Annotated in this window: 27 protein-coding genes and 1 tRNA gene; 3 read left to right on the top strand and 25 right to left on the bottom strand. The window is 48.7% G+C overall.

What is annotated here, in order from left to right; translation table 11 throughout:
• Positions 1–24: 24 nt before the first annotated feature.
• From ACLD72_RS24710 to ACLD72_RS24675, 8 genes are all read right to left on the bottom strand, one after another.
• Positions 25–1,758 carry a peptide-binding protein gene (locus ACLD72_RS24710; RefSeq protein ID WP_251594807.1) on the bottom strand — a complete coding sequence of 578 codons (1,734 nt, stop codon included), beginning with the start codon at positions 1,756–1,758 and terminating at the stop codon, positions 25–27.
• A 466-nt stretch (positions 1,759–2,224) separates the two neighbouring features.
• On the bottom strand, positions 2,225–2,992 hold the full coding sequence (locus ACLD72_RS24705; protein WP_411000805.1) for a hypothetical protein: 768 nt from the start codon (positions 2,990–2,992) through the stop codon (positions 2,225–2,227).
• 623 nt (positions 2,993–3,615) lie between these two features.
• On the bottom strand, positions 3,616–3,885 hold the full coding sequence (gene rpsR / locus ACLD72_RS24700; protein ID WP_082207605.1) for a 30S ribosomal protein S18: 270 nt from the start codon (positions 3,883–3,885) through the stop codon (positions 3,616–3,618).
• A gap of 21 nt (positions 3,886–3,906) precedes the next feature.
• Positions 3,907–4,404, bottom strand: coding sequence for a single-stranded DNA-binding protein (gene ssb / locus ACLD72_RS24695; protein ID WP_411000807.1), 498 nt, complete (start codon positions 4,402–4,404; stop codon positions 3,907–3,909).
• Between the two features lie 43 nt (positions 4,405–4,447).
• A complete protein-coding gene (gene rpsF, locus ACLD72_RS24690) occupies positions 4,448–4,732 on the bottom strand; it encodes a 30S ribosomal protein S6 (protein WP_068784284.1) in 285 nt (94 codons plus the stop codon).
• A gap of 160 nt (positions 4,733–4,892) precedes the next feature.
• Positions 4,893–6,158 (bottom strand): MFS transporter, encoded by a 1,266-nt coding sequence (locus tag ACLD72_RS24685; protein WP_411000809.1) that lies wholly within the window; start codon positions 6,156–6,158, stop codon positions 4,893–4,895.
• Positions 6,155–7,741 carry a GH3 family acyl-acid amido synthetase gene (locus tag ACLD72_RS24680; RefSeq protein ID WP_411000811.1) on the bottom strand — a complete coding sequence of 529 codons (1,587 nt, stop codon included), beginning with the start codon at positions 7,739–7,741 and terminating at the stop codon, positions 6,155–6,157. The genes ACLD72_RS24685 and ACLD72_RS24680 overlap by 4 nt, the downstream gene beginning before the upstream one ends.
• 15 nt (positions 7,742–7,756) lie before the next feature.
• Entirely contained in the window at positions 7,757–8,320 is a 564-nt protein-coding gene (locus tag ACLD72_RS24675; RefSeq protein WP_411000813.1) for a TetR/AcrR family transcriptional regulator, read from the bottom strand.
• A 178-nt stretch (positions 8,321–8,498) separates the two neighbouring features.
• Between ACLD72_RS24675 and ACLD72_RS24670 the strand changes: the two genes are divergently transcribed.
• Positions 8,499–8,696 carry a YjzC family protein gene (locus ACLD72_RS24670; RefSeq protein ID WP_128630846.1) on the top strand — a complete coding sequence of 66 codons (198 nt, stop codon included), beginning with the start codon at positions 8,499–8,501 and terminating at the stop codon, positions 8,694–8,696.
• A gap of 1,108 nt (positions 8,697–9,804) precedes the next feature.
• The gene (locus ACLD72_RS24665; RefSeq protein ID WP_316560419.1) at positions 9,805–10,020 is read left to right on the top strand and encodes a helix-turn-helix domain-containing protein; all 216 of its coding nucleotides are present in this window, start codon (positions 9,805–9,807) and stop codon (positions 10,018–10,020) included.
• A gap of 725 nt (positions 10,021–10,745) precedes the next feature.
• Here ACLD72_RS24665 and ACLD72_RS24660 read toward each other — a convergent pair.
• The 5 genes from ACLD72_RS24660 to ACLD72_RS24640 all read right to left on the bottom strand — a co-directional run bounded on the left by ACLD72_RS24660 (position 10,746) and on the right by ACLD72_RS24640 (position 13,255).
• Positions 10,746–10,836, bottom strand: a tRNA-Ser gene (locus ACLD72_RS24660).
• Positions 10,837–11,036: 200 nt separating this feature from the next.
• Positions 11,037–11,621, bottom strand: coding sequence for a glycerol-3-phosphate responsive antiterminator (locus ACLD72_RS24655; protein ID WP_411000817.1), 585 nt, complete (start codon positions 11,619–11,621; stop codon positions 11,037–11,039).
• 217 nt (positions 11,622–11,838) lie between these two features.
• Positions 11,839–12,075, bottom strand: a complete 237-nt coding sequence (locus ACLD72_RS24650) for a DUF951 domain-containing protein (protein ID WP_411000819.1) — start codon at positions 12,073–12,075, stop codon at positions 11,839–11,841.
• A gap of 38 nt (positions 12,076–12,113) precedes the next feature.
• Positions 12,114–12,998 (bottom strand): mechanosensitive ion channel family protein, encoded by an 885-nt coding sequence (locus tag ACLD72_RS24645; RefSeq protein WP_458476194.1) that lies wholly within the window; start codon positions 12,996–12,998, stop codon positions 12,114–12,116.
• Between the two features lie 23 nt (positions 12,999–13,021).
• On the bottom strand, positions 13,022–13,255 hold the full coding sequence (locus ACLD72_RS24640; RefSeq protein WP_411000897.1) for a DUF3343 domain-containing protein: 234 nt from the start codon (positions 13,253–13,255) through the stop codon (positions 13,022–13,024).
• A gap of 147 nt (positions 13,256–13,402) precedes the next feature.
• On the opposite strand from ACLD72_RS24640, the gene yyaC reads away from it, so the two are divergent.
• Positions 13,403–14,011 (top strand): spore protease YyaC, encoded by a 609-nt coding sequence (yyaC, locus tag ACLD72_RS24635; RefSeq protein ID WP_411000899.1) that lies wholly within the window; start codon positions 13,403–13,405, stop codon positions 14,009–14,011.
• Here the strand turns inward: yyaC and ACLD72_RS24630 are convergent.
• The 12 genes from ACLD72_RS24630 to rpmH form a co-directional block, all read right to left on the bottom strand.
• A complete protein-coding gene (locus tag ACLD72_RS24630; protein ID WP_251594781.1) occupies positions 13,983–14,483 on the bottom strand; it encodes a DUF4446 family protein in 501 nt (166 codons plus the stop codon). The genes yyaC and ACLD72_RS24630 overlap by 29 nt on opposite strands.
• 22 nt (positions 14,484–14,505) lie before the next feature.
• Positions 14,506–15,666, bottom strand: a complete 1,161-nt coding sequence (locus ACLD72_RS24625) for an aminotransferase class V-fold PLP-dependent enzyme (protein WP_411000823.1) — start codon at positions 15,664–15,666, stop codon at positions 14,506–14,508.
• 109 nt (positions 15,667–15,775) lie between these two features.
• Entirely contained in the window at positions 15,776–16,618 is an 843-nt protein-coding gene (locus ACLD72_RS24620; RefSeq protein ID WP_411000825.1) for a ParB/RepB/Spo0J family partition protein, read from the bottom strand.
• On the bottom strand, positions 16,611–17,372 hold the full coding sequence (locus ACLD72_RS24615; RefSeq protein WP_316560449.1) for a ParA family protein: 762 nt from the start codon (positions 17,370–17,372) through the stop codon (positions 16,611–16,613). The genes ACLD72_RS24620 and ACLD72_RS24615 overlap by 8 nt, the downstream gene beginning before the upstream one ends.
• 275 nt (positions 17,373–17,647) lie before the next feature.
• On the bottom strand, positions 17,648–18,472 hold the full coding sequence (gene noc / locus ACLD72_RS24610) for a nucleoid occlusion protein (RefSeq protein ID WP_411000827.1): 825 nt from the start codon (positions 18,470–18,472) through the stop codon (positions 17,648–17,650).
• A gap of 327 nt (positions 18,473–18,799) precedes the next feature.
• The gene (gene rsmG, locus ACLD72_RS24605) at positions 18,800–19,522 is read right to left on the bottom strand and encodes a 16S rRNA (guanine(527)-N(7))-methyltransferase RsmG (protein ID WP_411000829.1); all 723 of its coding nucleotides are present in this window, start codon (positions 19,520–19,522) and stop codon (positions 18,800–18,802) included.
• 8 nt (positions 19,523–19,530) lie between these two features.
• Positions 19,531–21,417: a tRNA uridine-5-carboxymethylaminomethyl(34) synthesis enzyme MnmG gene (mnmG, locus tag ACLD72_RS24600; RefSeq protein WP_411000831.1), complete on the bottom strand. Its 1,887-nt coding sequence runs from the start codon at positions 21,415–21,417 to the stop codon at positions 19,531–19,533.
• Between the two features lie 125 nt (positions 21,418–21,542).
• Positions 21,543–22,922 carry a tRNA uridine-5-carboxymethylaminomethyl(34) synthesis GTPase MnmE gene (gene mnmE / locus ACLD72_RS24595; RefSeq protein WP_411000833.1) on the bottom strand — a complete coding sequence of 460 codons (1,380 nt, stop codon included), beginning with the start codon at positions 22,920–22,922 and terminating at the stop codon, positions 21,543–21,545.
• 845 nt (positions 22,923–23,767) lie between these two features.
• Positions 23,768–24,487, bottom strand: a complete 720-nt coding sequence (gene jag, locus ACLD72_RS24590; RefSeq protein ID WP_411000835.1) for an RNA-binding cell elongation regulator Jag/EloR — start codon at positions 24,485–24,487, stop codon at positions 23,768–23,770.
• A complete protein-coding gene (locus ACLD72_RS24585) occupies positions 24,484–25,374 on the bottom strand; it encodes a YidC/Oxa1 family membrane protein insertase (protein ID WP_411000837.1) in 891 nt (296 codons plus the stop codon). Before ACLD72_RS24585 ends, jag begins: the two co-directional genes overlap by 4 nt.
• A gap of 75 nt (positions 25,375–25,449) precedes the next feature.
• Positions 25,450–25,800 (bottom strand): ribonuclease P protein component, encoded by a 351-nt coding sequence (gene rnpA / locus ACLD72_RS24580; RefSeq protein WP_036618220.1) that lies wholly within the window; start codon positions 25,798–25,800, stop codon positions 25,450–25,452.
• A gap of 132 nt (positions 25,801–25,932) precedes the next feature.
• The gene (gene rpmH / locus ACLD72_RS24575; RefSeq protein ID WP_009223341.1) at positions 25,933–26,067 is read right to left on the bottom strand and encodes a 50S ribosomal protein L34; all 135 of its coding nucleotides are present in this window, start codon (positions 26,065–26,067) and stop codon (positions 25,933–25,935) included.
• Positions 26,068–26,178 lie beyond the last annotated feature (111 nt).

Below are 26,178 nucleotides of genomic sequence, written 5' to 3'. Positions count from 1 at the left end.
TTCTATATCCCGTACCCGTCTTTTCTAGTCAGTTACCCACCATTTGATGATATGGAAGTATTGACCGTAACCGAGCGACGGTTCCGGACGGTCTTCTTCCGCCCAATGTACGCGAGGTCCCGTTCCGATCGCTTGCCCGTATTGATACAAGAACACATAAGGCAAATCGGTGGAAATCTCCTTGGCCACTTCTTTATAAATTGCCTGGCGCTCCGCCTGATCGACCGTCGAGTAACCGTCCACCCACAGCTGATCCAGCTTCTCGTTTTTGTACCAGCCGCTGTTTTGGCCTGTCGGCGGGAAGTATTTGGAGGAGAAGACGTTCTCCGAATCCGGATCTGGCGTATTTAGCGACCAGCCGAGCAGGATCGCTTGGTATTTGCCCGGCGTTACGTTTTGGTCGATCCATGCCGCAAAATCGATTGCTTTTGGAACCACTTCAATGCCGACATCTTTCAAATTTTGTTGAATGACCGCAGCGATCTGCTCGCGGCGGCTGTTCCCGGCATTGTACTGCAGTTCAAAGGAGAAGCGGTGTCCGTCCTTCTCGAGAATGCCGTCCTTGCCGGCCACCCATCCGTCTTCGGCCAGCAGCTGTTTGGCCTTTTCCGAATCATAGGGATAATTCACGGCCGCGTCTTTCGGGTCTGCCCACGTATCCGGCAGGAATGGCGCGTTCATCAACGCACCAACACCCTTCAGCACGTTATCGACCATGCCTTGGCGGTTCAGGGCATACGCGATCGCCTGTCTCGTCTTTTGCCCTGCAAACAGTCCGTAATTGCCCGGGAAGTTTTTCGGTTCAAAGTTAAATTGGATGTATTCGTACTGAGCTCCCGGTTTTTGGATGATCGCAATATCTTTGTTTGCTTTTACGGCTTCCACCTGGGTCACCGGAATAGCACCGATTTGATCCGTATCGCCTTTCAGCAGCGCCTGTACTTCGGTGTTCTGATCGGCGTAAATTTTGTAAATGACTTGAGCGATATGCGGTTTTATCGCTCCCCAATAGTTCGGATCCGCATCCAGCGTATGGCTTTCCCCCTGTTTCCATGCCGTCCACTTCCAGGGCCCGCTTGTGACCGTTTTGGCCGGATCGGTTCCGTAGGCGTTCTTCTGCAGTTCCTTCACCGGAACATCCTTCAAGACATGGGCCGGAACCAATTGTTGGACCAGCGAATACTGGAATGGAGCATAAACCTGCTTCAGCGTAATATTCACGGTATGGTCATCGACCTTTTCCATTTTGTCGACTTTATCATACAGCCCGATTCCGGGAGCCCCTGTATCCGGATTGCGGATCGTATCGATCGTATAAATGACATCGTCCGCGGTGACCGGCTGCCCGTCGCTCCACTTTGCCGTATCTTTCAGCTTCACGGTGTACGTTTTGCTGTCCTCGGAAATTTGCGGAAGTTCCGCGGCCAACGACCAAGGTTCGGCAGCGACATTTCCTTCCCGGTCCAAGTCATACAATTTGGCGAAAATAAACTGCACCACATCACCCGAGGCCGTGTCATTAAAAAATATCGGATTTACATTGACAATATCCGAGAACGAACTGATCGTAATCGTTCCGCCGTCCACCGGTTCACCGGCTGCCTTATCCGTTCCGGGTTCAGACGTATTTTCAGTTGGCGTCGTGTTCTCGGGCGCAGGCTTATTGGAAGCTGTGTTGCTCGTGCTACAGCCCGTAAACAAGATTCCGACCAGCGATAAAATAAGCAAAACCGACCACACATTTCTCCTCTTTACCATGATGCAGTGACTCCTCCTTTTGAATTATGTAATTGAAGCCGATCCTCAAATGGCAAAAAATCTCAGTTGAATTATTGATCATAATACATGTGAAAATATCTTACGTCAATATCTTTTTTAGTAAACTGTCGATTCCTTAATTATCAAATTTTTCAAAAAATATAAATTAAAAGTTCGTATAAAACGCTTACAATGTTTAATGAGTTATATTTTATTACATATAACTAACATAGTTTATTGCTTGTTTTTGACACATATTACATCAATATGACAAGATACGACTAGGCTTGTCTATAAAATAATCACATTTTGTCGTATCGCATCGATTGATATCGTTCAATCTCAGGGTAAGTATGTTAGAAAACCTGGCCAATTCCCCCCCTTCTGGGGCATAGAGAAAAGAAAGGATCACAGAGCAGAACAATAATCCGCCTGTGATCCTACTTATATTGTATATTAAAATGAATTAGAATACCTCGTAATTATGGCCATAGTTATTATCCCAATACGTTTGCCCACCGGTTGTATACGAAATCGCATATTTAACATTGGTAGCACCCTGAACATTGAAACTGTAGTTCCAGTTTTCAACACTATTGAAATTATTCAAGGAGCCATTATAAGTGGCGTAGCCCTCTTGAGTCGTTGCCCAATCATCCGTTGTGTACCGTATCTTCACGGTTTTCGTAGGATCCAGGTTTTTCACATAGATATTTCCGCTAAATTCACCATTGCTCAGAGTACTATTGGCGTTAAGCACATTTGGTGATCCCAAAATCACGGATCTAAGGGGAACTGTACTATTCACTTCATTATAATAATTCGCTGACCCGTTGTTATCCCAATAGGTCTGGTTATTCACTTCGTATTTAATTGAGAATTTTATGGATCTCAGATTCTTCAACTCAGAATGTTCTGTTGTGGAACCATTTGTGGAAATGCTAAAACGCCATTTCTCATGGTTTACATCTGTCGGACCTACATAATACGCACTCGTATCATACCAATTTGTGTTATCTGTCGTGTAATGGACAGTCACATTCTTCACGGGTCCCAGATTAGCGACTTCAATATTGCCGCTGAATCCGACATATCCAGGTTTATAAATAACGCTGACATCCGAGTCAATAAGCTTGACCTCATCACCGCTCGCAAATGCCGATCCAGCAAAAGATACACCAAAAATCAGAGTAAACAACATTAATCCAGCAAATATTTTTTTTATTGCTTTCACAATTTTACCTCCTCTAATTTTAAATCTTCACACCTGAGTCTGAACCGACAAGGAAAACATACATTTGTAGGCTTTATTGTTCTTTCATCCCTCCTTCAACTATTTGAAACCATTTTGTTTCTTTCTGAAATCCAATTATTTCCTATCCATAGAATAACTCTGGTAGGAATTTATGTAAATAGTAAAAAAGTAACATCTTTTGTATAAATACCTATTCTTTCTTCGGTTCTATTACGAGAACTCTTCCCCTCTTTCATGAGCAGAAGTACCGCGTCTTTGGTTCGGACTTTCTAATCTGTGGACGCTGCTCTAACGGACACCAGCGACCTTATCCGCCCATTTCCCGGGTATTTCCCAGCCTAACGGACACCAACGCCCCTATTTCACTCTAAACCTGTTTATCCAGGACGTTTTGAAGTAAATAAGATCATCTGTGTCCGTTTACATTTTGTAAACCTCCGTTTTTTCGAAAATAGCGGCTCTGCTGTCCCTTAGCACCCAGACTCCTCTTCTCCTCCCCTCTCTACCTGCGCATCGCCCTCTACTCCGCCGCAAAATGTATAGTCACAAAAAAAAAGCAGCCGGAACCATGTAGGTTCCGGCTGCCGCTTTCGGCTTGCCGATTATTCCGTAGTGTAAGGAAGCAATGCGATTTGACGAGAGCGTTTGATGGCTACCGTCAAAAGGCGTTGGTACTTCGCGCTGGTGCCCGTTACACGACGAGGCAAAATTTTACCGCGTTCGCTGATGAATTTCTTCAACAGCTCAGTGTCTTTATAATCAATGTGAGTAATTTTATTCACAGTGAAGTAGCACACTTTACGACGTTTGTTGCGGCCGCCGCGGCGAGCCGGTCTCTTGTCGTCTCCGCCTTCTCTTTGTTTGAAGCTCATGCTATTCAGTCCTTTCCGTAATTAAAATGGCAAATCGTCATCCGAAATATCGATCGGTTTCCCGTCATCGGAGAAAGGATCATCTTGATTGCTGCGCGAGAATCCGCCGCCGCTGCGGTTGTTGCCACCGCTGCTGCTGCTGCCGCCTCCAAACGGAGACTCCTCCCGCATGCCACCTCCACCACCTGAGCCGCCTTCGCGATTCGACTCCAAGAAACGGACATTGTCGGCAATAACTTCGGTTACGTATACACGTCTGCCTTCGTTATTTTCGTAATTCCGTACTTGAATACGTCCTTCCACCGCCGTAAGCCGCCCTTTGCGCAAATAGTTCGCACAAGTTTCGGCAAGTTGCCTCCAGGTGACCACCGGAATGAAATCCGCTTCCCGTTCTCCTCCCTGCGAAGTGAACGGTCTGTCCACCGCAATCGTAAACTGAGTTACCGCCACGCCGGAAGGCGTATAGCGAAGCTCGGGATCCCGGGTAAGACGTCCGATTAGAATGACACGGTTCAACAATCAAATCCCCTCCTTCGGGAAGTGTTTACTCAAACTTGAACAATTAGGCTACGTCTTTCGTGATGAGATAACGGATAACCTCGTCGGAAATCTTCAAAATCCGCTCAAGCTCGGCAACCACTTCAGGGGTAGCCGTGAAATTTACGAGCACGTAAATTCCGTCGCGAACCTTGTTAATCTCATACGCAAGCCGGCGTTTGCCCATTACATCGTGTTTGGTAATTTCACCGCCGTTTTGGATGATGCCTTGGAATTTTTCGACTGTAGCTTGAACAGCTTCTTGTTCAACGTCAGGACGAATAATGTACATCACTTCATATTTGCGCATCTGATTCACCTCCTCTTGGACTATGGCCCCCAAATTGCTGCGCTTGGGAGCAAGGAGCGAGCGTAAACTCGCACCATATTAATATACCAAATTGCCCGTGCTACTGCAAGCATAAGCCTAAAAAGGGCCAAGGCGGCCCCGAGATATAGACTGCTTCGGTTTAACGCCCGCCCTGGCTTTCCGTTTTTCCCGCACCCGTCAAATCTTTGAATTTATTGGACTTCACGCCGTAAGTTCCCCGCATCACGGCAATCCCCAAGACAGCAACCGCCAGAGTTATGTCCAGCGCGAGATGGGGGCCGATTTCCCAAGCGGCGCCCGTAACGAGCGAGCCGATAAATGACCCCAGATACTGGATGCTGTTGAATATCCCGTTGGTCGTCCCCCGATAGCCGGCGTCGGCCATATCGTTGACGCAGCTTTGGGCGATCGTGGACACACAGATATAACAAACCATAAACAATACGCTTCCCGCCAAAATAAACCCGTAGCTCGGCTTATAGAACAAAGCGATGCCGGCGGCACAGAGCAAAAAAGCAGCCTGCAGCAAAACATAGCGGTACCCTTTGGCTGCGATTCGGCCGGAAAATTTTAAAGCGATGATCGCTATGGCCACCGCCGGCATAAACACCTTCCACATTCCGTCCGTTCCCGTAATCGTCTGCAGATACATCGGAACAATGTAAAACACGGCGACCATAACATAATTGTTGATAAAGGCAGCTGCGTTTAATTTTAAGTAAGCCGTATTTTTCAGCAAACTCTTCACCAACGGTTTTAAACCGAGCGGAACGTTATCCCCTGCAGGCTGGCCTGTCGCCGTCCCCTTTGGCTCCCTCTCAGGCTCCTTTAAAAAGAACAAAATAAGCAGCCAGCTTACGGCAATAATCAAGGCGCATGCCAAAAACATTTCGTTGACGGTCAATATCCGGTGCACCATCGGTCCGAAGGCAAATGAAGCCGCAGCGGCAAAGCCGATGCTAGCGCTCGCGATGCTCATCGCCTTCAGACGCAGCCGTTCGTCCAACCCGGCGGATATCCAGGAAAATACCACGGCTATGACCGCCCCGCTCCCCTGGAGCGCGCGGGCCGCAATCAGCCAGTAGATGCTGGTGGCGTAATAAGCGAGGACAAGCCCGACGATAACCTGGGCAAATCCGATCAAAATAACCTTTTTATTGCCGATTTTATCGCTCCATAATCCGAACGGAATCTGAAAAACCGCCTGCGCCAGACCAAATATGCCCAGCGCCATTCCGGCGAGCGTCGGCGTATATCCGCTCAGCGATTTGGAATAAACCGAGATAAACGGCATCACCATCGTCATTGCGACCTGCCGGATACTGACCGCGGTGCTAAGGATAAGCAGAAAAGCCAGCCCTGCTCTTGTAAAACCTTCTGTCGTGCGTTTGTCGATGCCGTTCATTGAACCGTCTGCTCCCAATCCTGCGGCATATCTTGATTGACGATCCAAGATTTATCGATATGATCCCGGAAAAATTGCGGCGAAACTACAGCCTTAACTTTAATGTGGCCCGTGATTCCCGTTTGTTCGCTTCTTTGCCGCTCCAATGCGGCAAACGTCCCCGGCCGGAATTGTACATAATGCGGCGGCTTAATGATCGTTTGCGAATAGTTGCGGTAGGCAATGCGGATTTCTTTCAATGCCGCCGCAAAGACGTCCATAAATCCGGTCATTGTCTCCTGCGGCAGAGCCTCCCCCATTTCAATTCCCAGACAATGATGGACAAAGCAATCCTGGTCCATCCAGCCAAAAAACAGATGAGGCCCCGCTTTCAGGTTAAGCCGGGCGGCAGCCTGATTTACGGCTTGGGCAATCTCTGCTTCGTTCAGCTTCTCCCCCGTTATATTGACCATGGACACCGTCCGTCCGACGACTTTGACCTGCGGCGGATTGGCCAACACGAATCTCACCACATCACCAGTAGTATAGCGGTACAACCCATTAGAACCCGTAATGATCATTTCGTAAGGCACGTCCCGCTTCACGTCCGCCAAGGGGCACACGCTGCCGCTTTCCAGGTCGCGAAATTCAAAGTAATACAAATCCGCGTTCAGCGTAAGCCCCGGGTCCTGTTCGGAATAAACGCAACCATACGCCCCTTCGGTGCCGGAATAAAAATCGCTGACCCATATGCCGTCGCCCAACAATTGCCGGATTTGCGGAATAAACGTATCGTAAAGTACGCCGGTAGACAACATCACCCGGAAGTTGGGCCACAACTTCAATAAATCGATATTGCCATCACCGTCCATCGCCGCCCGCACCGTCTCACGGTATTCGGGCAAGCACGAAAACAAGCTGCCGCTCCGGTATTTGATATAATTCAATAAGTTCAGCGAGAAGCTGGTAATCCCGCCAATGCCGACAATATTATGCTTTAGCGCGTACTTGGCCGTTTCAAACATTCTGCGGTCATAATTGTCCAGCCCCATCACCGAATCGGGAACCGGATTGATATCCTTGTGCCTTGGGTGATAGGAGCTCATGATGCCGGAAATATAGCCAACCGGGATCCCGTTGATTTCCCCAACCCGCCTCGGCCCCGCCGTCGATAAAACCTTTCCGTCGGGCGGCAATAATAAGCCGCCGCCGGACTCCATATACCCGATTAAATTGCGCATAGCGGCGCAAAACCACACGTCGAGGCTTTCCCGGGTATGCGGAATCAGCTTGGCCGTGCCGGATGAACCGCTGGTTTTTGCCCAGTAAAAGATTGGATCGCGGGTTAATACCCCCGGCTTCCACTGCGCTTCCTCCAAATCAGGGGCGTATTCGTTATAACTTCTAACCGGTACGGCCTGGCGATACTGAGCCGCCTCGCGGATTTGAGCAAACCGGTATCTGCATCCCACTTCAGTCGATTCATTTTTGCGTATGATAGATATAAGTAAATTTTGTTGTGTTTTTTCAATGTCGGTAAGTGACTCACGAAAAGCGTTGTAATTTTCATACAATTGCCCGGTCAAGCGCTGTTTCGTAATCATCTTTGTATCATCCCTTTATTCGCAAATTCCTTTCATCAGAACCTGATACACTTCTTCCCAAGCTTGTTTCAAGGTCAAACCATGATCCTGGAGAAACTGGTGCTCATAGATGATGGAACTCGTCTTCTCAATCATATAGATGAGAATTTCCGGACGGATCGTCGGCCTTAGCAAGCCTTGCTGTACAGCCCGGTTTAATAAATCGGTAAGCAACCGCACTTTAAAGCGGCGGTACGCCTCCACCTTTTCCCATTCCCGGGGATAGATCAGGCGGGCTTCTTCAATAACGGGTAAAGGCAATTTGTATTTATGGTAGGAAAATACGGCAGCGCGAAATCGATCCCGCCATTCCGTGGCTCTGTCCATTTCCTGAAGCGTACTGGTTCGATCGCTCCCCAACACCTCATCGAAAAAGACGGAAATGATTTCGTCCTTCCCCGAAAAGTACTTGTATATGGTTTTCTTGCTGATGCCAAGCTGTGCGGCCAAATCGTCAAGCGTAAACCTCCGCAGACCATGCCGGCCAATAAGCTGAGAAGCTGTTTCGATAATCCGTTCCCGCAGCCTGCCTCCCCCCATTCTCCAACTAATTTCTACATGTACGGAAACTTATTTTAATTTTCCAGTTTCCTTGCTTATAGTACTACTTTTTCTATAATTTGTAAATCGGACTTTGGGTTTAAATTAGAATCCCGCCACATAACCTAAAAACGTTACATCATTCCTCAAAAGAACTGAAAGGAGGCAACAAGCTGCAATGGGTGAACAAACCGAATTTGAAGAAGGACAGCGAGCCCCCAATCCCGGCGTATACGTTGAAGTCAGCGAAGGACGCAGCTTCCATACGCAAATTGAAAACCCCAAGCGGATAACGCTTGAAAAAGGCGACAAATTCCCGGAAACCACGAACAAAAACCGGAAGTGGAAAAAGGAAGAAAAAGCTCGGGTTCATTAAGGATGAATTTCCAATTTTTTGCTCCGTATAAAAAACGGCAACCCGCACATAATATACTCAGACGGCGAGCAAGAGAGGTGTGGTTCCGTTGGATCAATCCGCAGGAAACAAACCATCAGGAGTATCTTGTCACTGCTTGTAGAAGCGTAAGAGCGCGGGTTGGATAAGACCCCTCTTCTCCAATCCGCGTATGCTAAGGCAGTATCGAATGGTTCTCTGGCTTGTGTGAAAAGATTTCCAAAAATCCAGTTCGCCGTCAACCAGGAAGGGCCCGCAAGGGTCCTTCTTTATTTTGGAGTTTGGGCTTTAGGGTTTGCGTTTAATTGTCACGACCTCCCTCCTGCTAAGCTCCTTAATTAAAAAGTTGTCTGAACATAAAAAACGCCAAAACTGCAGTGGGATTCTGCCAGTCTGGCGTTTTACCGTTTCAAAATAGCGGGGCCGTCATTCTAACGGTTGTAAACGACGTTATTTCGTTAAATTGTAGGGGAAAATAATTTTAACGGTTGCGACAGAGCTTATTTGCCGTATTTCTGCGGATTCGTGCCTATTTCACCCAAATAAGCGCGATTACAACCGTTAGAAATTGAAGTCCCGTCTTTTCGGCCAAATAAGCTCGCTCACAACCGTTAGCGACATACTGGAGCTCCGAAATGCAGGACCGTTTGCTCCAAATGACGGATTACCCACCTGACTATTAGTCGAGTGCCGGTTTCTAGGTTGAACCTTTCAAAATAGTTCATTATATCCGTTTAATGTAGAACACCTAAGAACTTCCCCATTTTCTCGTGATGAAGCACTTTTGTTATTGTACTCGGCCTCTAGTTTTTTGTAATTTAGTTCTGCTTTTACCCAGATATCATCAATAATCGAATCGACTCTTTTATTTATTTCAGTTAAACGTTCGTGAACACTAATCATATCTGTCTCTTCTCCTTTACGCTCATAATAACTACTTCTAAGCCTTTAATCTTCGTTAAAGCTATTATCAGTGAAGGATTGCCTATTCGTATATAGCTAGTAACACATTACAGCTTTTACCAACCGTTATCCCGGCATTGTCAATACCTATTTCGATATTTTAAAATAACGTTATGGAGGCGATTTTATGGCTCGAACAGTTGTTTCAAGGGTCGGAGAAATTCTCAAGCGGAGAGGAATGACTCAATTACAACTCGCGGAAAAAGCGGAGCTCCGTCCAAGCACGATAAGCGAAATAGTCAGAGATTCGCGAACAGTAATCAATAAGGAGCACTTAGCGAAGATCGCTGACGCGCTCGAAGTCGATGACATATCAGAACTGATCGTATTAGAAAAGGAGTAGGCCTTTTTCACTTGTCAGTAAAAAACAAACCTATTAATATGCAAAATGTACATACCGGCCGTCGACTGTTGAGTTCGCAGCTTTTTATAGTGCGTTTTTCGTGGAATTTACGGTAAATTTTTGCTAAATCCCTTGAAGTAACTTAGATACTGGCTCAAAACCGAGATCAGTGCTTGACAAAATAAATTATGACTTTGGCTCTGAGGTGGCTGTCTATAGCGTTCGTGTCTTGGTATCCTGCATGCTGCTTTGCAGGATTATCCCTTTAGTTCAGGGGGTAGAGAGTGGGGGCTAATCACGGTCCTTTCATTTTTCCTGGTGTCTTGCCCCGCTCCTCTCGTCAGGTCTGCTTCACTTCTCCTAAACCTCCTTCTCACAAACCTGTCTAACGATCTCGAGCATGTCTGCTTCTCCCAAACCTATTTTCTTCTCCTGAATTTACCATCCTCTCTGCTTCCAGATCAAACGGGATAATCATGCAAAGCGTCCGGGCAGTGGATGTTGATCAGCCGACCAACCCACCGGTCCTCCCAGCTCTCAAGCTTTCAACGCCCTTCCGATATTTCTTGCCACGATCGGTTACCGGTTTGACTGTCAAGCGCTAAAAATTAACGTCTTCTCTCCATTTCATTTATCCATAATAAAAGCCTCCTACGCGACTTTAACGTAGAAGGCTTGGAATCATTCAGGTATGTACAAACCATATTGATGCGGTTTGTGTATAATGGCGGAGAGGGTGGGATTCGAACCCACGCACGCCTTGCGACGCCTAGTTGATTTCGAGTCAACCCCCTTGGGCCTCTTGGGTACCTCTCCACAGCGAATTTTATTGTATCATAGATCTTGTACCAATGCAATAGAATAACGCAAATCAAACAACATCCAAATTATGTAAATCCCATCCTCAGCCAAAACAGCAAAAAACGCCAAAAACAAAAAAACAACCTACACCGTGCATATTTTAGCAAGGAAGGCTGCTTTTGGGTTTTCTCAGAGTCTCCACCCTTAGGCATTATTCACTTTTGGGACAAATGCTGCTTCGGCATGCTGCCGGTGGCAAAATCGTTCCAAAAATCGGGATTTCCGATCGACACATAACTGGCCCCGCTTCGGAAGGCTGTGTCAATCTCCTCCTGATTGCGAATTAGCCCTCCCGCTATCAACGGCTGGCCGATCCTCTGCTTAAACTCGCGGATAATGCGCGGCATCAGCCCAGGCATGAGTTCCACCTCATCCGGCTCGCAATGTTGGATCATGCGAATTGCCGTTTCCACCGCTGCCGAATCAATCGCAAATACCCGTTGTATCGACTTGATGCCAACCTGTTTTGCCGCCACAACCATATTGCTTTTTGTCGTGACAATGCCGTCGATGGCGAACATCTCGGCCAAATACTCGATCACCGAGGCATCCCGGCCGATTCCGCCCACCATTTCGACATGAACGTAGATCTGCTTGTTCTTTTTGCGTAATTGCTTGACGATCTCATCCAGCGTCATTATGTTGCCCGCCATCAAAATAACGCGCTCGACTTTACCGTCTACAGCAGCAGAGATCATGATGTCTTGAGTAATGGAGGCGATAATTGGGTAGCCACTCATGCTTCTCACCTCTTCCCCGTTCTGAACTTAGCATACTGCCTATATATTAAGGAAATGCGAGCCTTTTGTTCAAATTATGTAAAAAAGAGGTGCATTCGGCGCCATAAGCGTCAAACCACCTCTGCCGGGAACTATATAAGTTGAACTAATGATGATACGCATACGGGCAGCCGGGTAAAATGTTCTACAAATTGTTTTACACATGTCCCGAAGGCCCTTAATCCCCCTGCTCTGGAGGCTGCTGCTCCGTTTCCTGCGGCGCCGCCGCGGAACGCAGCACCTTGCGCATGTTTTTTTCAAACTTGGCGCGAGGCACCAGTACGCTGTGCTTGCAGCCCACGCATTTAATGCGGATATCCATCCCCATGCGGATAATTTCCATTTCGTTACTCCCGCACGGATGGTTTTTTTTCATTTGCACAATATCGCCCAATTGAAAAGATTTTCGCTCCATGGCCTTTCCCCTTTCTACACGCATTAATCCCCTTAACTCTACTGACTTACTGCACTTCCTCTCCCCATCTCCTCATCCTCCAAAGCTTCCTTCGCGAAGGTTTGAATCAAGCGCTCCACCTCCGTACGTTTCGATGGCGAACATTCCGCCGCGATCCGAATGACGTATTCACTGGACGACATGGATTGAATGCCAAGCACATTGGGCACCTGGGAAATATCAGGATGGTTCTTCTTCAGTTTCTCCATCGCAGCTTTCAGCAGTGCTATACTTTCCTCCAGTCTGCGGGTTTGACTAAAAGATAAGTCAACAACGGCCAACGCGTTACCGATGGAATAGTTGGTCACATTGGTAATCGTGCCGTTCGGTATAATATGCACCTCTCCGGTCCAACTGACCAGCCGCGTTGAACGCAGACCAATCATCTCCACCGTTCCTTTATAAGTGCCGGTCTGAATGACGTCCCCAACCGCAAACTGATCCTCCAATATAATGAAAAAACCGGAAATCACATCTTTCACCAAAGCCTGTGCGCCAAAACCGATCGCCAATCCCAACACGCCGGCACCCGCCAACAACGGCCCCAGTTCAAAACCGATCTCCCCCAACACCAGCATCAACAAAATAAAGTTCGCCGTAATGGACGTTATATTTTTCATTAACTCCCCTACGGTCACCAGTCTGCGGGGGTTCATTTGCAGCCGGTTCTTTTCCCTTCGCTCCAAGGAACGATCGATCAGGCGATAGATCACCTTCACAAATAAACGGGTTAAAATAAAGATAAGCAGTATTTTCAATGCGGAAATCAGCACGCCTTGCCACATATCCATATCTAAAAACCAGTTCCAAACTTTATCCTTCCAGGTAACAGCGGCATTCAGCATTTCATCCGTTTGCGTCTCCAACCACATTGCATCTATCATCCTTTCGAACAAATCCTGACGGATTACAGCTCTATGCTATCATAGCCCATCGGCTGCGGCGAGTAAATGCCCCGAATTTCCACCGTCTCGCTGCGAATGATCTCCTTTACCCTTTCCAGAGCCTCTGACGGAAACCGGATCGATAAGGCGCAGCCTGCGGTAATCTCCTTGGGCGTCGGACACAAATCGATGTCTATCTCGGCGTATTCCAGCAGCATTTCCGCACGCAAAGCTTGCTGCGTTGAATCAAAGGCCATCACCAGCCACGCTTCCCCCACTGACGTTCCCCCTTTTTTGAATACATGACTATAGTCCGAGTATATAATCCCGGTTTCTTCCATATACTATCTACTAAATCTACGAACTGTTTTGACACTTATTTTACTCGAAGAAAGGGAGATTCCATGTCACAGCTTCAGCCGTCAATCTCAGACCAACAAATCCCGCATTTAAAAATCGCCCATACCGAACCAGGAATTCATTCCGCCATCATCCATCGCCTGCTGCTGCATTTTGCCCAAATGACTCCCGGACAGGAGATCGTTGTCATCTGCATTGGGACAGACCGTTCGACCGGAGATTGCCTTGGCCCATTGGTAGGCACTTCTCTCGCAAAATATAATTGCCCAGATTTCCATCTTTTCGGGACGCTTGACGAGCCTGTTCATGCCATGAATCTCAAGGATACGCTCGAGCTCATCAACCGGACTTTCGCCGCCCCATTTATTATCGGTATTGATGCCTGCCTCGGCCAAACGTCGAGCGTCGGGTCGATCCAGGTCGTTCAAGGGCCGCTGCGTCCCGGCGCGGGGGTAAATAAAGAACTGCCGCCGGTCGGCGATATCCATCTAACGGGCATCGTCAATGTCGGCGGCTTTATGGAGTATTTTGTATTGCAAAACACGCGGCTTAGTCTTGTGATGCGGCTTTCGGATATCATTGCCAATTGCGTTTACACCGCGATCAAAGAATGGAATCGGAACCTTACTCCTTTATCGCGGCGAGGGCAATAGCTTCCCGTTCTTCCGGAGATAACGCATGCGATGATTCGCCCTTCGACAAAGACTTGGCATATACAAAGGAACCGTCCCGGTTGAATATTCCGGTAAGCACAACCCCATCCTGTTCTTCGTTGATAAAAGCAATTGAGAAGCTCAGGTCGTTTCCTCGTTCACCAAAGGCGTTATACCGTTTAATCCCGATCTTTGCTTTTTGCTTCGGCATCAAACGCTGCAATTCACCTAGTTGCCGCGCTTGAGTTTCTTGAATATCTTCAATTTTACCTTGCTGCATTTTCAGATCAATGAGTAGGCTTTCCAGGTCTTCAACGCCGCTCCCCTGCATCATTAGATCGTATTTTTTTCTCATTTTCCGCAATTTTCCGCCCTGGACCAAATTCCAGATGAACAACCAAACAAACAAAATGATAATTATGCCAACTATCGGAAACAACTGGTCTAAGATGAGATCATTCCAATCCCGCATGCTAATGTCTACTCCCCTATGCCTAAAATGACTTGGTGATCGATTTCAAGGCCGCAACTAGCGCCTCGACATCGCTGTTCGTCGTATTGTACCCTACGCTGGCCCGAACCGCTCCACCTTCCAAGGTCCCGGCCGTTTCATGCCCAAGCGGCGAGCAATGATAACCGGCCCGCACGGCGATGCCAAATTCCCGATCCAGTGTAAAAGCCAACTCTGAGGCATCTCGTCCAGCTATCGTAAAAGCGACGATGCCTGTACGAGGTTCCCCCGGTTCCGGACCTAATATGGACACGCCTTTTATCGCAAGCAACTGTTCCATTAATTTCTGGGTTAAGTCCCATTCCTTACGGTATAAATTTTGGACTCCTTCATTAAGCACATAGCCCACTCCCGCTCCAAGACCGGCGATTCCAGGCGCATTCCCCGTACCGGCTTCATAGCGATCCGGCCGAACTGCCGGTTGCTCCGGCTCCTCTGATTGGCTTCCTGTCCCGCCATGCAGCAAAGGCTCCAAATCGATGCCCGGATCGATGTAAAGTCCTCCGGTCCCTTGGGGTCCCAAAAGCCCCTTATGTCCGGGGAACGCCAGCATATCGATCCTCAACTCCTTGACATCGATCGGATAGGAGCCGGCGGTTTGAGAAGCGTCAAGCAACAGAACTGCCCCTTGTTCATGGGCTATGGTGCTTAACTCTTTTACAGGCAAAATGCATCCTAGCAGGTTTGAACTATGTGTACAAACGACCAGTCTTGTGGTGGGACGAAACATGGACCGGTATTGATCAAGATCGATTCCGCCCTGGGGATTCACTTTTGCATAGTCCACCATCACGCCTTGGGTTCGCCGCAAATATTCAAGCGGTCTTCTCACCGAGTTATGTTCAACCATGGTCGCGATGATATGGTCTCCCGGCCTGACCCATCCTTTGATCGCCATGTTCAAAGCTGAGGTCGCATTGGAGGTGAACGCAATGTCATTAGGGTTTGAGATATGAAACAAAGTTGCAAGCTGGGCCCGCGTTTTGTACAACACCCGTCCCGCTTGCAGCGCCATGCTGTGGTTTCCACGCCCCGCATTGGCAGCTGGTCCATTTAGTATTTCCAACATGGATTCTCCTACCCTAGGAGGTTTTGGCCAAGATGTGGCTGCATGATCCAGGTATATCACCGGCCGATCCTTCATTCGTCCCCCACATCCTCCCCAGTTCTTTTACGTCAGACCAAGAATGACATATTCCTCTCCCCTTTAAAGCAAGCCGCTTCACGGAAAAGATGAATATGTCATCGCCCGGTTAACTCAACATATCAAGGATTCTTTGCAAGTCCTGCAAGCTGTAATAATTGATCTCGATTTTCCCTTTATCCTTGTTCGACTTAATTTTGACGGTCGTCTTATAACGTTCCCGCAAATTCTCTTCTACTTCTTCAATATAAGGATCACGTTTTTTGTTGGTGTTTTTTGGTTTTTCCTGTTTTTTGCGATCGAGTTGCTGAACGGCTTCCTCCAGGTCGCGAACGCTCCACTCATGATCAATACACTGTTTGGCCAGCTGTTTGATCGTCGCCGGATCCTTTAATCCAACCAATGCACGAGCATGTCCCATCGACAATGTTCCACGTGAAACATAATCTTTAACTTCATCCGGCAATGTCAGCAGCCGCAAAAAGTTAGCGATATGGGACCGGGATTTCCCCACCTTCAAGGACAGCTCCTCTTGGGTGAGTTGAAATTGATCCATCAATCCTTGGTAAGCTACCGCCACTTCCATCGCATTCAGGTTTTCCCGCTGCAAGTTTTCAATCAGTGCGATTTCCATAACCTGTTGATCGGAAAAACTCCTTACCACCGCTGGAATCGTCGTATTCCCGCAATATTGTGAAGCACGGAATCGGCGTTCCCCGGCAATGATTTCATAACCTTTCAGCACGCTGCGCACAATAATCGGCTGGATCACTCCGTGCTGGCGAATGGATTCAGCCAGTTCCCGTATAGCTTCTTCATCAAAAGTTTTACGTGGTTGATACGGATTGGCACGAAGCTGGTTGAGAGGAATCTCAATGACCTTGTCATCGTCTTGAATAGAAAGCGACGGTATGAGAGCGTCCAATCCTTTCCCCAATCGTTTGCTACTCATAAGAGACCACTTCCTTTGCCAACTCTAAATATACTTCCGCACCCTTAGAGCGTGGATCGTACGTAATAATCGATTGTCCATGAGAAGGCGCCTCACTCAACCGAACATTGCGCGGAATAACCGTTTTGTACACTTTTTGCTGAAAATATTTTTTAACCTCTTCAATCACTTGAATCCCAAGGTTGGTGCGTGCATCAAACATAGTCAACAATACACCTTCAATTTGCAGCGAAGTATTTAAATGTTTTTGTACCAGCCGAACGGTGTTCAATAGCTGACTTAGCCCTTCCAAGGCGTAATATTCGCATTGAATCGGGATCAACACGGAATCGGCGGCCGTTAACGAATTAATCGTCAAAATGCCAAGGGAAGGCGGGCAATCGATGAGAATGTAATCATACAATTTACGAACCGGTTGAAGCGATTTTTTCAAACGAACTTCACGGGATATCGTAGGCACAAGCTCAATCTCAGCACCGGCCAACTGAATCGTCGCGGGGATAATGTCCAAATTTTCGATTTCAGTATGCGCTATGGCCTCTTTAGGATGCACTTCATTAATAAGGACGTCGTAGATGCAGTTTGCTACATCCGCTTTATTGATGCCAACGCCGCTCGTCGTATTCCCCTGCGGGTCAATGTCGATGAGCAGCACCTTTTTTCCAATCGCAGCAAGTCCAGCTCCCAAATTGACGGAAGTCGTCGTTTTTCCGACGCCCCCCTTTTGGTTCGCTATGGCAATGATTTTAGACAATCCAGTTCACCTCAATATAATAGAAGAATCTTCTTGTAGTTCTTAAAGATGTTCGAATTCGCCAAGTTGCAGCTACAAAAAGACCAAAAAGCCCCCCGGGCGTATTCCATCCGAGTGTTGATTTCCTAAAAAACCGTGAGCTGGTTTATGGAATAGAAACAGATTGATCCTGTCGAATGATTTGGCGAGGAAAACGTTCCATTCCATGAGCATGTGGCTGAATTTGCGAAAAAGAAGCTGACCAGCAAACCTCGCGGTAAGGGTCAGCGAGCATTCTAGGAACGCTTAGGGATTTGAATGACAATTTCATAATGATCATCGTGATCTTTTTCTTCCGTTTTAATTTGCAATCCTGAACCGGAAACCATATCGATCGATTGACGGATCGTATTCAAGGCCAGTCTGACATCCTTCGTAAACGAGATCCGTCTGGAAGCCGATTTTTTGTTTTTCGAAACTTCCTTATAAAAAGCAATTCTGGCTTCGGTTTGTTTCACGTTCAATTCCTTACTGATAATTTCAGCCAGGACTTTCAATTGCAGTTCCTCGGAGTCCAAGGAAAGTAGAGCACGCGCATGACGTTCCGTAATTTTCCGTTCCATGAGCGCCGTTTTCACAGCTTCCGGAAGGTGAAGCAAACGAATTTTGTTAGCGATGGTCGACTGACTTTTCCCTAATCTTTGCGCCAGGCTTTCCTGCGTCAATTGATGAAGATCAATCAGATTTTGATAAGCCATAGCTTCTTCAATCGAGGTAAGACCTTCCCGTTGCAGATTTTCGATCAACGCGATCGAAGCGGCCTGGGAATCGTTGAAATCGCGCAAAATAGCCGGGATCGTCTCCAACCCTAACTTTTTGACCGCCCGCCAACGCCGCTCTCCGGCAATGATCTCATACTTGTCATTGCGCTGACGAACGACAATCGGCTGGATGACGCCATGAGTCTTAATCGTTTGGCATAATTCATCAATCTTCTCGTCGTCAAAAATGGTCCGGGGCTGATAAGGACTGCCGACAATTTCCCCCACCGGGATTTGCTTTACTTCATCGCCGCTGCTCCGTTCGGTTAAACCAAACAATTTAGAAAATTGTTCTTTCATTCCGTCAATTACCACCTAGTTTCATAGTGACATAAGGCCAAGCCTTACGGGGAGCATCCCGATATGGGATGGAAAAGCAGTACAATCAAAAAATAGTTTAAAGGTTAAGATCATCACGAACCACAACACGCCCAATAAAGCCTAAATGGCAAAATAGGCGCTATTCTATGTAGAATGATCTCAACACGAACCCGATATATCTATTCTACCACTTTTTCCTCTATAATCCTATTATCTTCTTTTGAGAACTTAAAAGAATATTGCAGAAAAGAATCCCTCTTAGCGGGATGTTTCACGTGGAACATTTTGCTAAGAGGGTGAAACAATTTATACAAGTGGAGACTTGACCGGAGTTCCTGCTTTGCGTGGATACTTTTTAGGCGTTGGGCCTATTTTGCGAATGATGACAAGATGACGATCGGAGTTTTCCATCGGCAACGTAAACGGTACGGTGTTCACCCATTGGCCATTAAGCTGCGACAGGCCGAAAGCCGCTTCTTTGACCTCTTCTTCAGGATCGCTGCCCTTCATCGCCGCAAAAACACCACCCGCTTTGACAAAAGGCAAACAAAATTCATTCAAAACCGCCATTCGTGCGACCGCTCTCGCGGTGACCAAATCATACGAATCCCTTAATCCCTCCTGGCGGCCCAAATCCTCCGCCCTGCCGTGCAGAAGCTGAACGTTCTGCAGTCCGAGCTGATCGACAACATGCTGCAAAAACTGGATCCGCTTATTCAACGAATCGATGATCGTCAGCTGCAAATGAGGAAAACAAATTTTCAAAGGGATTCCGGGAAAACCGGCACCAGACCCGATATCCGCCATCGTAACAATCTCCCCCATCGGAATATGAAAAGCGAGGGTAACGGAATCGTAAAAATGCTTAATGTACACTTGATGCCGTTCGGTAATCCCGGTTAAATTCATTTTTTCATTCCAGGAAACAAGTTCCTTAAAATAAGTCTCAAACTGGCTTAATTGGTTTTCCGAAAGTTCAATGTCATGATCTTTCAGCAGAGCAAGGAACTCCGATTGTATCGAATCCAATGGTTACCTCAACCTCCCGCTGCGGTCACACGATTATAGTGTTCCAGATACACCAGCAAAATGGAAATGTCCGCAGGAGTGACCCCGGAAATCCGCGATGCTTGCCCAATCGAAATTGGGCGGATTTTCGCCAGCTTCTGACGCGCTTCCGTCGCAATCCCTTGAACATCCTCATAGTTGATATTATCCGGGATTTTTTTCTTTTCCATTTTCTGTAACTTCTCAACGTGAAGCAGCTGTTTTTCGATATATCCCGCATATTTGATCTGAATTTCAACCTGCTCCTGCATTTCTTCATCCAATTCCACGTCAGAAGGAGAAAGCGAGCTGATATGCGCATACGTCACTTCCGGCCGACGCAAAATGGTCAGCAGATTGCTGCCGTCTTGGATCGGAGCCGTACCAACCGACTCGAGCAACGGATTGATTTCCGAGGGACGGACCTTCGCCACCTTAAGGCGTTCGATTTCCTGCTCGACTTTATTTTTCTTATCCAGAAAACGGTCGTACCGCTCCTGGGTAATCAATCCGATCTCATACCCAATCGGCGTCAACCGCAGGTCAGCATTGTCATGGCGAAGCAGCAAGCGGTATTCCGCACGGGACGTCAGCAAACGGTAAGGTTCGTTTGTCCCTTTGGTGACCAAATCATCGATCAGCACGCCGATATACCCTTGCGAACGGTCCAAAATGACCGGCTCTTTGCCCTGCACCTTGCGTGCCGCGTTGATCCCAGCCATGATCCCTTGACCAGCCGCCTCCTCATAACCGGATGTGCCGTTGATTTGCCCTGCCGTAAACAAGCCTAGCAGCCGTTTCGTCTCCAGCGACGGCCACAGTTGCGTCGGCACAATTGCGTCGTATTCGATCGCATAACCGGTCCGCATCATTTGCACGTTTTGCAAGCCCGGGAGCGTTCGCAGCATTTTCAACTGCACCTCTTCCGGCATGCTCGTGGAAAAGCCTTGCACGTAATACTCGGATGTATTTTTGCCTTCCGGCTCCAGAAAAATCTGATGCTTCGGCTTGTCGCTGAACCGCACGATTTTATCCTCGATGGATGGGCAGTATCTGGGTCCGGTACCTTCAATCACGCCAGAAAACATCGGGGCGCGGTGCAAGTTATCCTGAATAATTCTGTGTGTTTCTTCCGAGGTATAGGTCAGCCAGCAAGGCAACTGCTCGTTGTCGGAGCTTTTCGTCTCATAAGAGAAAAACTTCGGTTTTGCATCGCCCGGCTGAATTTCCGTCTGGGAAAAATCGATCGTATCCTTATGCACCCGCGGCGGCGTGCCGGTTTTAAAGCGAATCAGATCAAACCCTAGCTCCCGCAGATTTTCCGACAGCTTGACGGACGGCTGCTGATTGTTGGGTCCGCTCTCGTACATCAGTTCGCCCATAATGATTTTGCCGCGCAAATAGGTGCCGGTGGTCACCACAACCGCTTTGGCCCGGTATTCCGCGCCGGTTTTCGTGATGACGCCGACACATTGCCCGTCCTCCACGATCAGTTCCTCCACCATCCCCTGCAGCATCGTCAGGTTTGGTTCCTTTTCCATCGTCTCTTTCATCGTGTGCTGGTACAGGAACTTGTCCGCCTGCGCCCGCAGCGCATGTACAGCCGGCCCCTTCCCCGTGTTCAGCATCCGCATTTGAATGAACGTTTTATCGATATTCCGGCCCATTTCCCCGCCCAGCGCGTCCACTTCACGCACCACATGGCCTTTCGCCGGACCTCCGATCGAAGGATTGCACGGCATAAAAGCGATCATATCCAAATTGATCGTCACCATCAGCGTACGGCAGCCCATCCGCGCCGCGGCCAAAGCCGCTTCACAGCCCGCATGACCCGCGCCGACGACGACGACGTCAAAGCTTCCGGCAGCATACCCCATTATAAACAACCTCCTTATATCCCACAGAAAGAGGAATCTCCATCTGCTTATTTTTAAAAAATAAAAAATTAAAATCTTCCGTATCATCATACCATGAACAGACTCGGCTGATACGTCCGGAATCTTTATTTTCCCAGGCAAAATTGCGAGAAAATCTGATCGATCAGCGCATCCGGCGCCGAATCGCCAATCACTTCGCCAAGCTGCTCCCAGGCGAGCCGGACGTCAATCTGCAAAATGTCGATCGGTATCCCGCTATCCGCCGCTTCATAAGCATCGGCCAGCGACTGCTTCGCTTTCTTGAGCAAAGAGATGTGCCGGACGTTGCTGACATAAGTCAAATCGTTGGATTCCAGTTGACCCCCAAAGAACAGGCGGGCAATCGCCTCCTCCAGATGACCCAGCCCTTCCTCCGTTTTTACCGACAATTCCACAACCGATTCCTCATTAAAATAACGCCGCACAATCTCCCGATCCAACTGCTGCGGCAAATCGATTTTGTTAAGCAGCACGATCGTGGACCGGCCGGCAAGCTGCTCCATCAGAGCGATTTCGTCCTCATGCAGCTCCTCCGCGCTATTGAGCACGAGCAGGATCAAATCCGCCTCGTTTACCGCCGCCTTCGAGCGCTCCACGCCGATTTGCTCGACCACGTCCATCGTTTCGCGAATCCCCGCCGTATCGAGCAATTTCAACGGGATGTTGTTGATCGTCACGTACTCTTCGATTACATCCCGCGTCGTTCCGGGAATGTCCGTCACGATCGCTTTATTTTCCCGCGCCAGAGCGTTCATCAGCGAGGACTTGCCCACATTGGGTCGTCCCACGATTGCCGTCGTGATGCCTTCGCGCAAAATTTTGCCCTGACTGGCCGTTTTCAACAGTCCGTCGATGCCTTCCGACACGTCCGCGCATTTTTGCTTGATAAACGCCATCGTCATCGACTCCACATCATGCTCCGGGTAATCGATGTTGACCTCAATATGCGCCAACGTCTCCACTAGCGTCTGACGCAACGTTTTGATTTTCCGCGACAAATCGCCTTCCACCTGCTTTAGCGCCACTGAAAAAGCCCGGTCTGACTTGGAGCGGATCAGATCGATCACCGCTTCCGCCTGCGACAGGTCGATCCGCCCGTTCAAAAACGCACGCTTCGTAAATTCCCCCGGCTCCGCAAGGCGAATGCCGGGCTGCAGCAGCAGCAGGTCCATCACGCGTTTGACGGAGATGATCCCGCCGTGCGTGCTGATCTCGACCACGTCCTCCGTCGTGAACGAGCGGGGCGCCCGAAACACGCTGACCAGCACCTCCTCGAGCTTCTCGCCCGTCTGCGGGTCGACGATAAACCCGTAATGGACCGTGTGGGTCTCTGCCTCCGGCAGCGGGGTTTTGGCGCGGAACACGCGCCCTATTTCGGCGATCGCCTCCGGCCCGCTGACGCGGATGACGGCTATGCCGCTTTCACCTACGGCGGTGGATATGGCTGCAATCGTATCGCTCAGCATTTTTGTTCACCTCGCTATTTTATAAAACTGATTCGTGAATGTGACGCTGCGCTGCTCGTTTGATCTTCCGATTGCAAAGGCGAACGCAGCATATGCTTCCGATGCAGCTTTCCTTCGGAAAGCTTTCACTTCTCCAGATTCAAACGACCCTCTCCGCTATTTTCCATTCACTCAATTGTTCCTGCACAAACGCCGGCTCACAAAAATGTTTCGCCAGGCATATTCCCGGATCATCGCAAAGCTCGATCCGGCCGACAACGCAACCCTAAGCGCATCCCATAGGGACAGCGCCTCCTTGCACGACAGTCCATCCACTCCGTTACCGTAGCACCTCGGCTCTTCGAAGCATCAACCCAAGCGCCTTGCTCCATTCTAAGCGCATCCCGCAGGGACAGCGGCCTTCTTGTAGGTAGTCGCTCCACCACGCGCATCAGTAACTCTATACTCCCGCTTCCCTGCGATTTCCCGCATAGAGGCAGGAGCACCAAAAGTAGAGCGTGCCCCGAAGGGGCGACAAGCGAGCCGCTCGCCACTGTAACCCCGGGTACTTCGAAAGCAGCAGTGCCTCCAGCATGTTTTCAGGTTACCCGGGAGCACTCAAAGTAAGACGTACCCGAAGGGGGAAAAGCATTCCAAGCACGCAGCTAAAGCGCATTCCCGCAGGGAACAGCGAGCAGGAGCACCTCTCTTCCTCCCACGTTACTCCAATTTGCGGGATCCCCAAGGGCAGCGAGCCCTTGGGAGCCCTCCCTTACGGTAAGGGAGGGTTTGGGAGGGTTGAGATATTAAAGGACGCAACAACGTTTTCCCAGGCTTCACGCCGAGCAAACGTCATTGCGTCCCATTCATTTGCTTTGCTTCAGTGTAATAACGACCCGCCGGTTTGGCTCCTCGCCTTTGCTGTACGTTTTGACCTCCGGATGATCCTGAAGTTTGGAATGAATCACTTTGCGCTCCTGCGGCGACATCGGTTCAAGCGTGACTTCTTTTCGCGTACGAACGACTTTTCCGGCCAGCCTTACGGCTAGGTCTTCCAGCGTTTTTTTGCGGCGCCCGCGGAAATTCTCCGCATCCAATACAATGCGAATGAAACTATCTGAATAACGGTTGGCAATAATATTCACCAAATATTGCAGAGCATCGAGGGTTTGCCCTCTCCGCCCAATCAAGAGACCCAAATCATGGCCCGAAATGTTTAGCACGGTGCTGTCTTTGCCATGGATGGTCTCGACGTTGAGATCCAGGCCCATGTTTTTGCCGACGTCCCGTACAAATGACGCCGCCTCCTCATAGGGTTCCTTATTCCTCTGATGTGATTCCTCCGCTCCTGCGGAAGAAGACATCGGGGGTTCCGGAGCGCTCCCTTGCGGGGATGGCACTGAATCGGGCGCTTTCAGCAAAGTAAGCTCCACCTTTGCCTCCTTCACCCCGATCAATCCCAGGAATCCTTTTGACGGCTGCTCTAACACGTTTACGGCGACTTTGTCCTCGGTGGTGCCGAGCTTGGCCAGTCCTTGTCTTACAGCATCTTCAATGGTTTTTCCCGACGTCACGATTTTATTCATTTCGATTTTTTGGCCTCCTTGGCTCCTTTGCCGGGATGACCGGCTTTCAAATTCGAGCCGCCCCGCTTCTTGCCGGAAGAAGAACTCCCCCCACCGCCGCCGGCGGTTGCCATGGCTGGAACCGGGTCCTTCTTACGATAGATGAAGAAGTTTTGCGCGATCGTATACAGGTTGCTGAAAATCCAGTACAGCGGAAGCGCTGCGGCAAAATTGTACGCCATGACAAAAATCAGGATCGGATACACCCACATCATGAACGCCATAGGCCCTTGCATGCCCGATGGATTGATATTCGACATCATCTTGGTCTGAATAAATGTCGTAATCGCCGCAATGGCCGGCAATATAAACAGCTTGTCCGGTTCTCCGAGCTGCAGCCACAGGAAGGAATGCTCACGGATCGCCGAATTGTAATAAATGGAGTTATACAACGCGATAAACACCGGCATCTGGATAATCAAAGGAAAGCAACCCGCCATCGGGTTCACTTTGTTCTCCTGGAACAGCTGCATGGTTTCCTGCTGTTGCTTCTCGGGATTATCCTTGTATTTCTCACGGATTTTTTGGAGTTCAGGCTGGATCGCCTGCATCGCTTTGGAGCTCTTCACCTGTTTTAACGTTAGCGGCAAAATCAGCGTCCGCACGATCAAAACCATAATCAAGATAGCGATCCCGTATTCACCGTTAAACCATTTTGCAAACGTATCCAGGGCCAACGAAAAATAGTAAACGACGTTTGCGGTCCACCACGATCCGCTTGTTCTCATGCTTTCCGTCGTGGTAGCCAAATGAGCATTTTGCGGAGCGCAGCCGGCAAGAACCGCCACCAGCCCGACCGCAAGAAGGAGAAGAAGCCATCTTCTTCTGTTCGTCATCAATCGCGACACTTCAAAACCCCTCTCTTAACCTATCCATTCAACGTAAATCATAACATATTTAAAAGGACAAAGAAACAAGCCTCCCTAACGTCCGGAAGCCCGCAGCAACGAGGCTTTCCGCAGCACATGGAGCACGCTTTTTTCCAGTTCTTTATATTCCATCCCGACGGCCCCGCTGCGGACGATTAAGATGAGATCGACATGGTCGCGAATCTCGGCTTCATGCAAGCGGACGATTTCTTTGAGCAGCCGGCGCATCCGGTTGCGGACCACGGCGTTGCCGATCTTTTTGCTGGCGGATACCCCTAACCGGAACCGTTCGATATCCGGCTTATTGGACCAATAAACGACAAGCTGGCGGTTGGCGAAGGACTTTCCGAACCGGTAAATCCGATTGAAGTCGGCCCGGTTTCTTAAACGAAGTTTTTTATGCACGAGTTGTCTCCTTGATTCAAACTTCCTAATCGATTTCAAAGGGCGTAACTTCTAAAGTATTATAGACCAACATTTCCGCAAATAACGCCGCATACAAAAAAAAGACCACCGCAGTGGTCTTTAACGCACGCTTTACGCACTCAATACTTTTCTGCCTTTGAGACGACGAGCAGCGAGAACCTTGCGGCCGTTTTTCGTGCTCATTCTTTTACGGAAACCATGAACCTTTTTACGCTTGCTCACATTCGGTTTGAAAGTCGGTTTCATCTATCGCACCCCCTTACAGGATTCACTATCGATTTCATCATTTTCATATCCACAGAAAATGCCTTTTTCCATTTAATCATACCGCCTGCAAAAAGTCAACCGAACCCTTCC

The organism is Paenibacillus lacisediminis (genome assembly GCF_046567315.2).
Note: the sequence above shows the minus strand (reverse complement) of the source record. Positions and strands in the feature narration are given on the sequence as shown.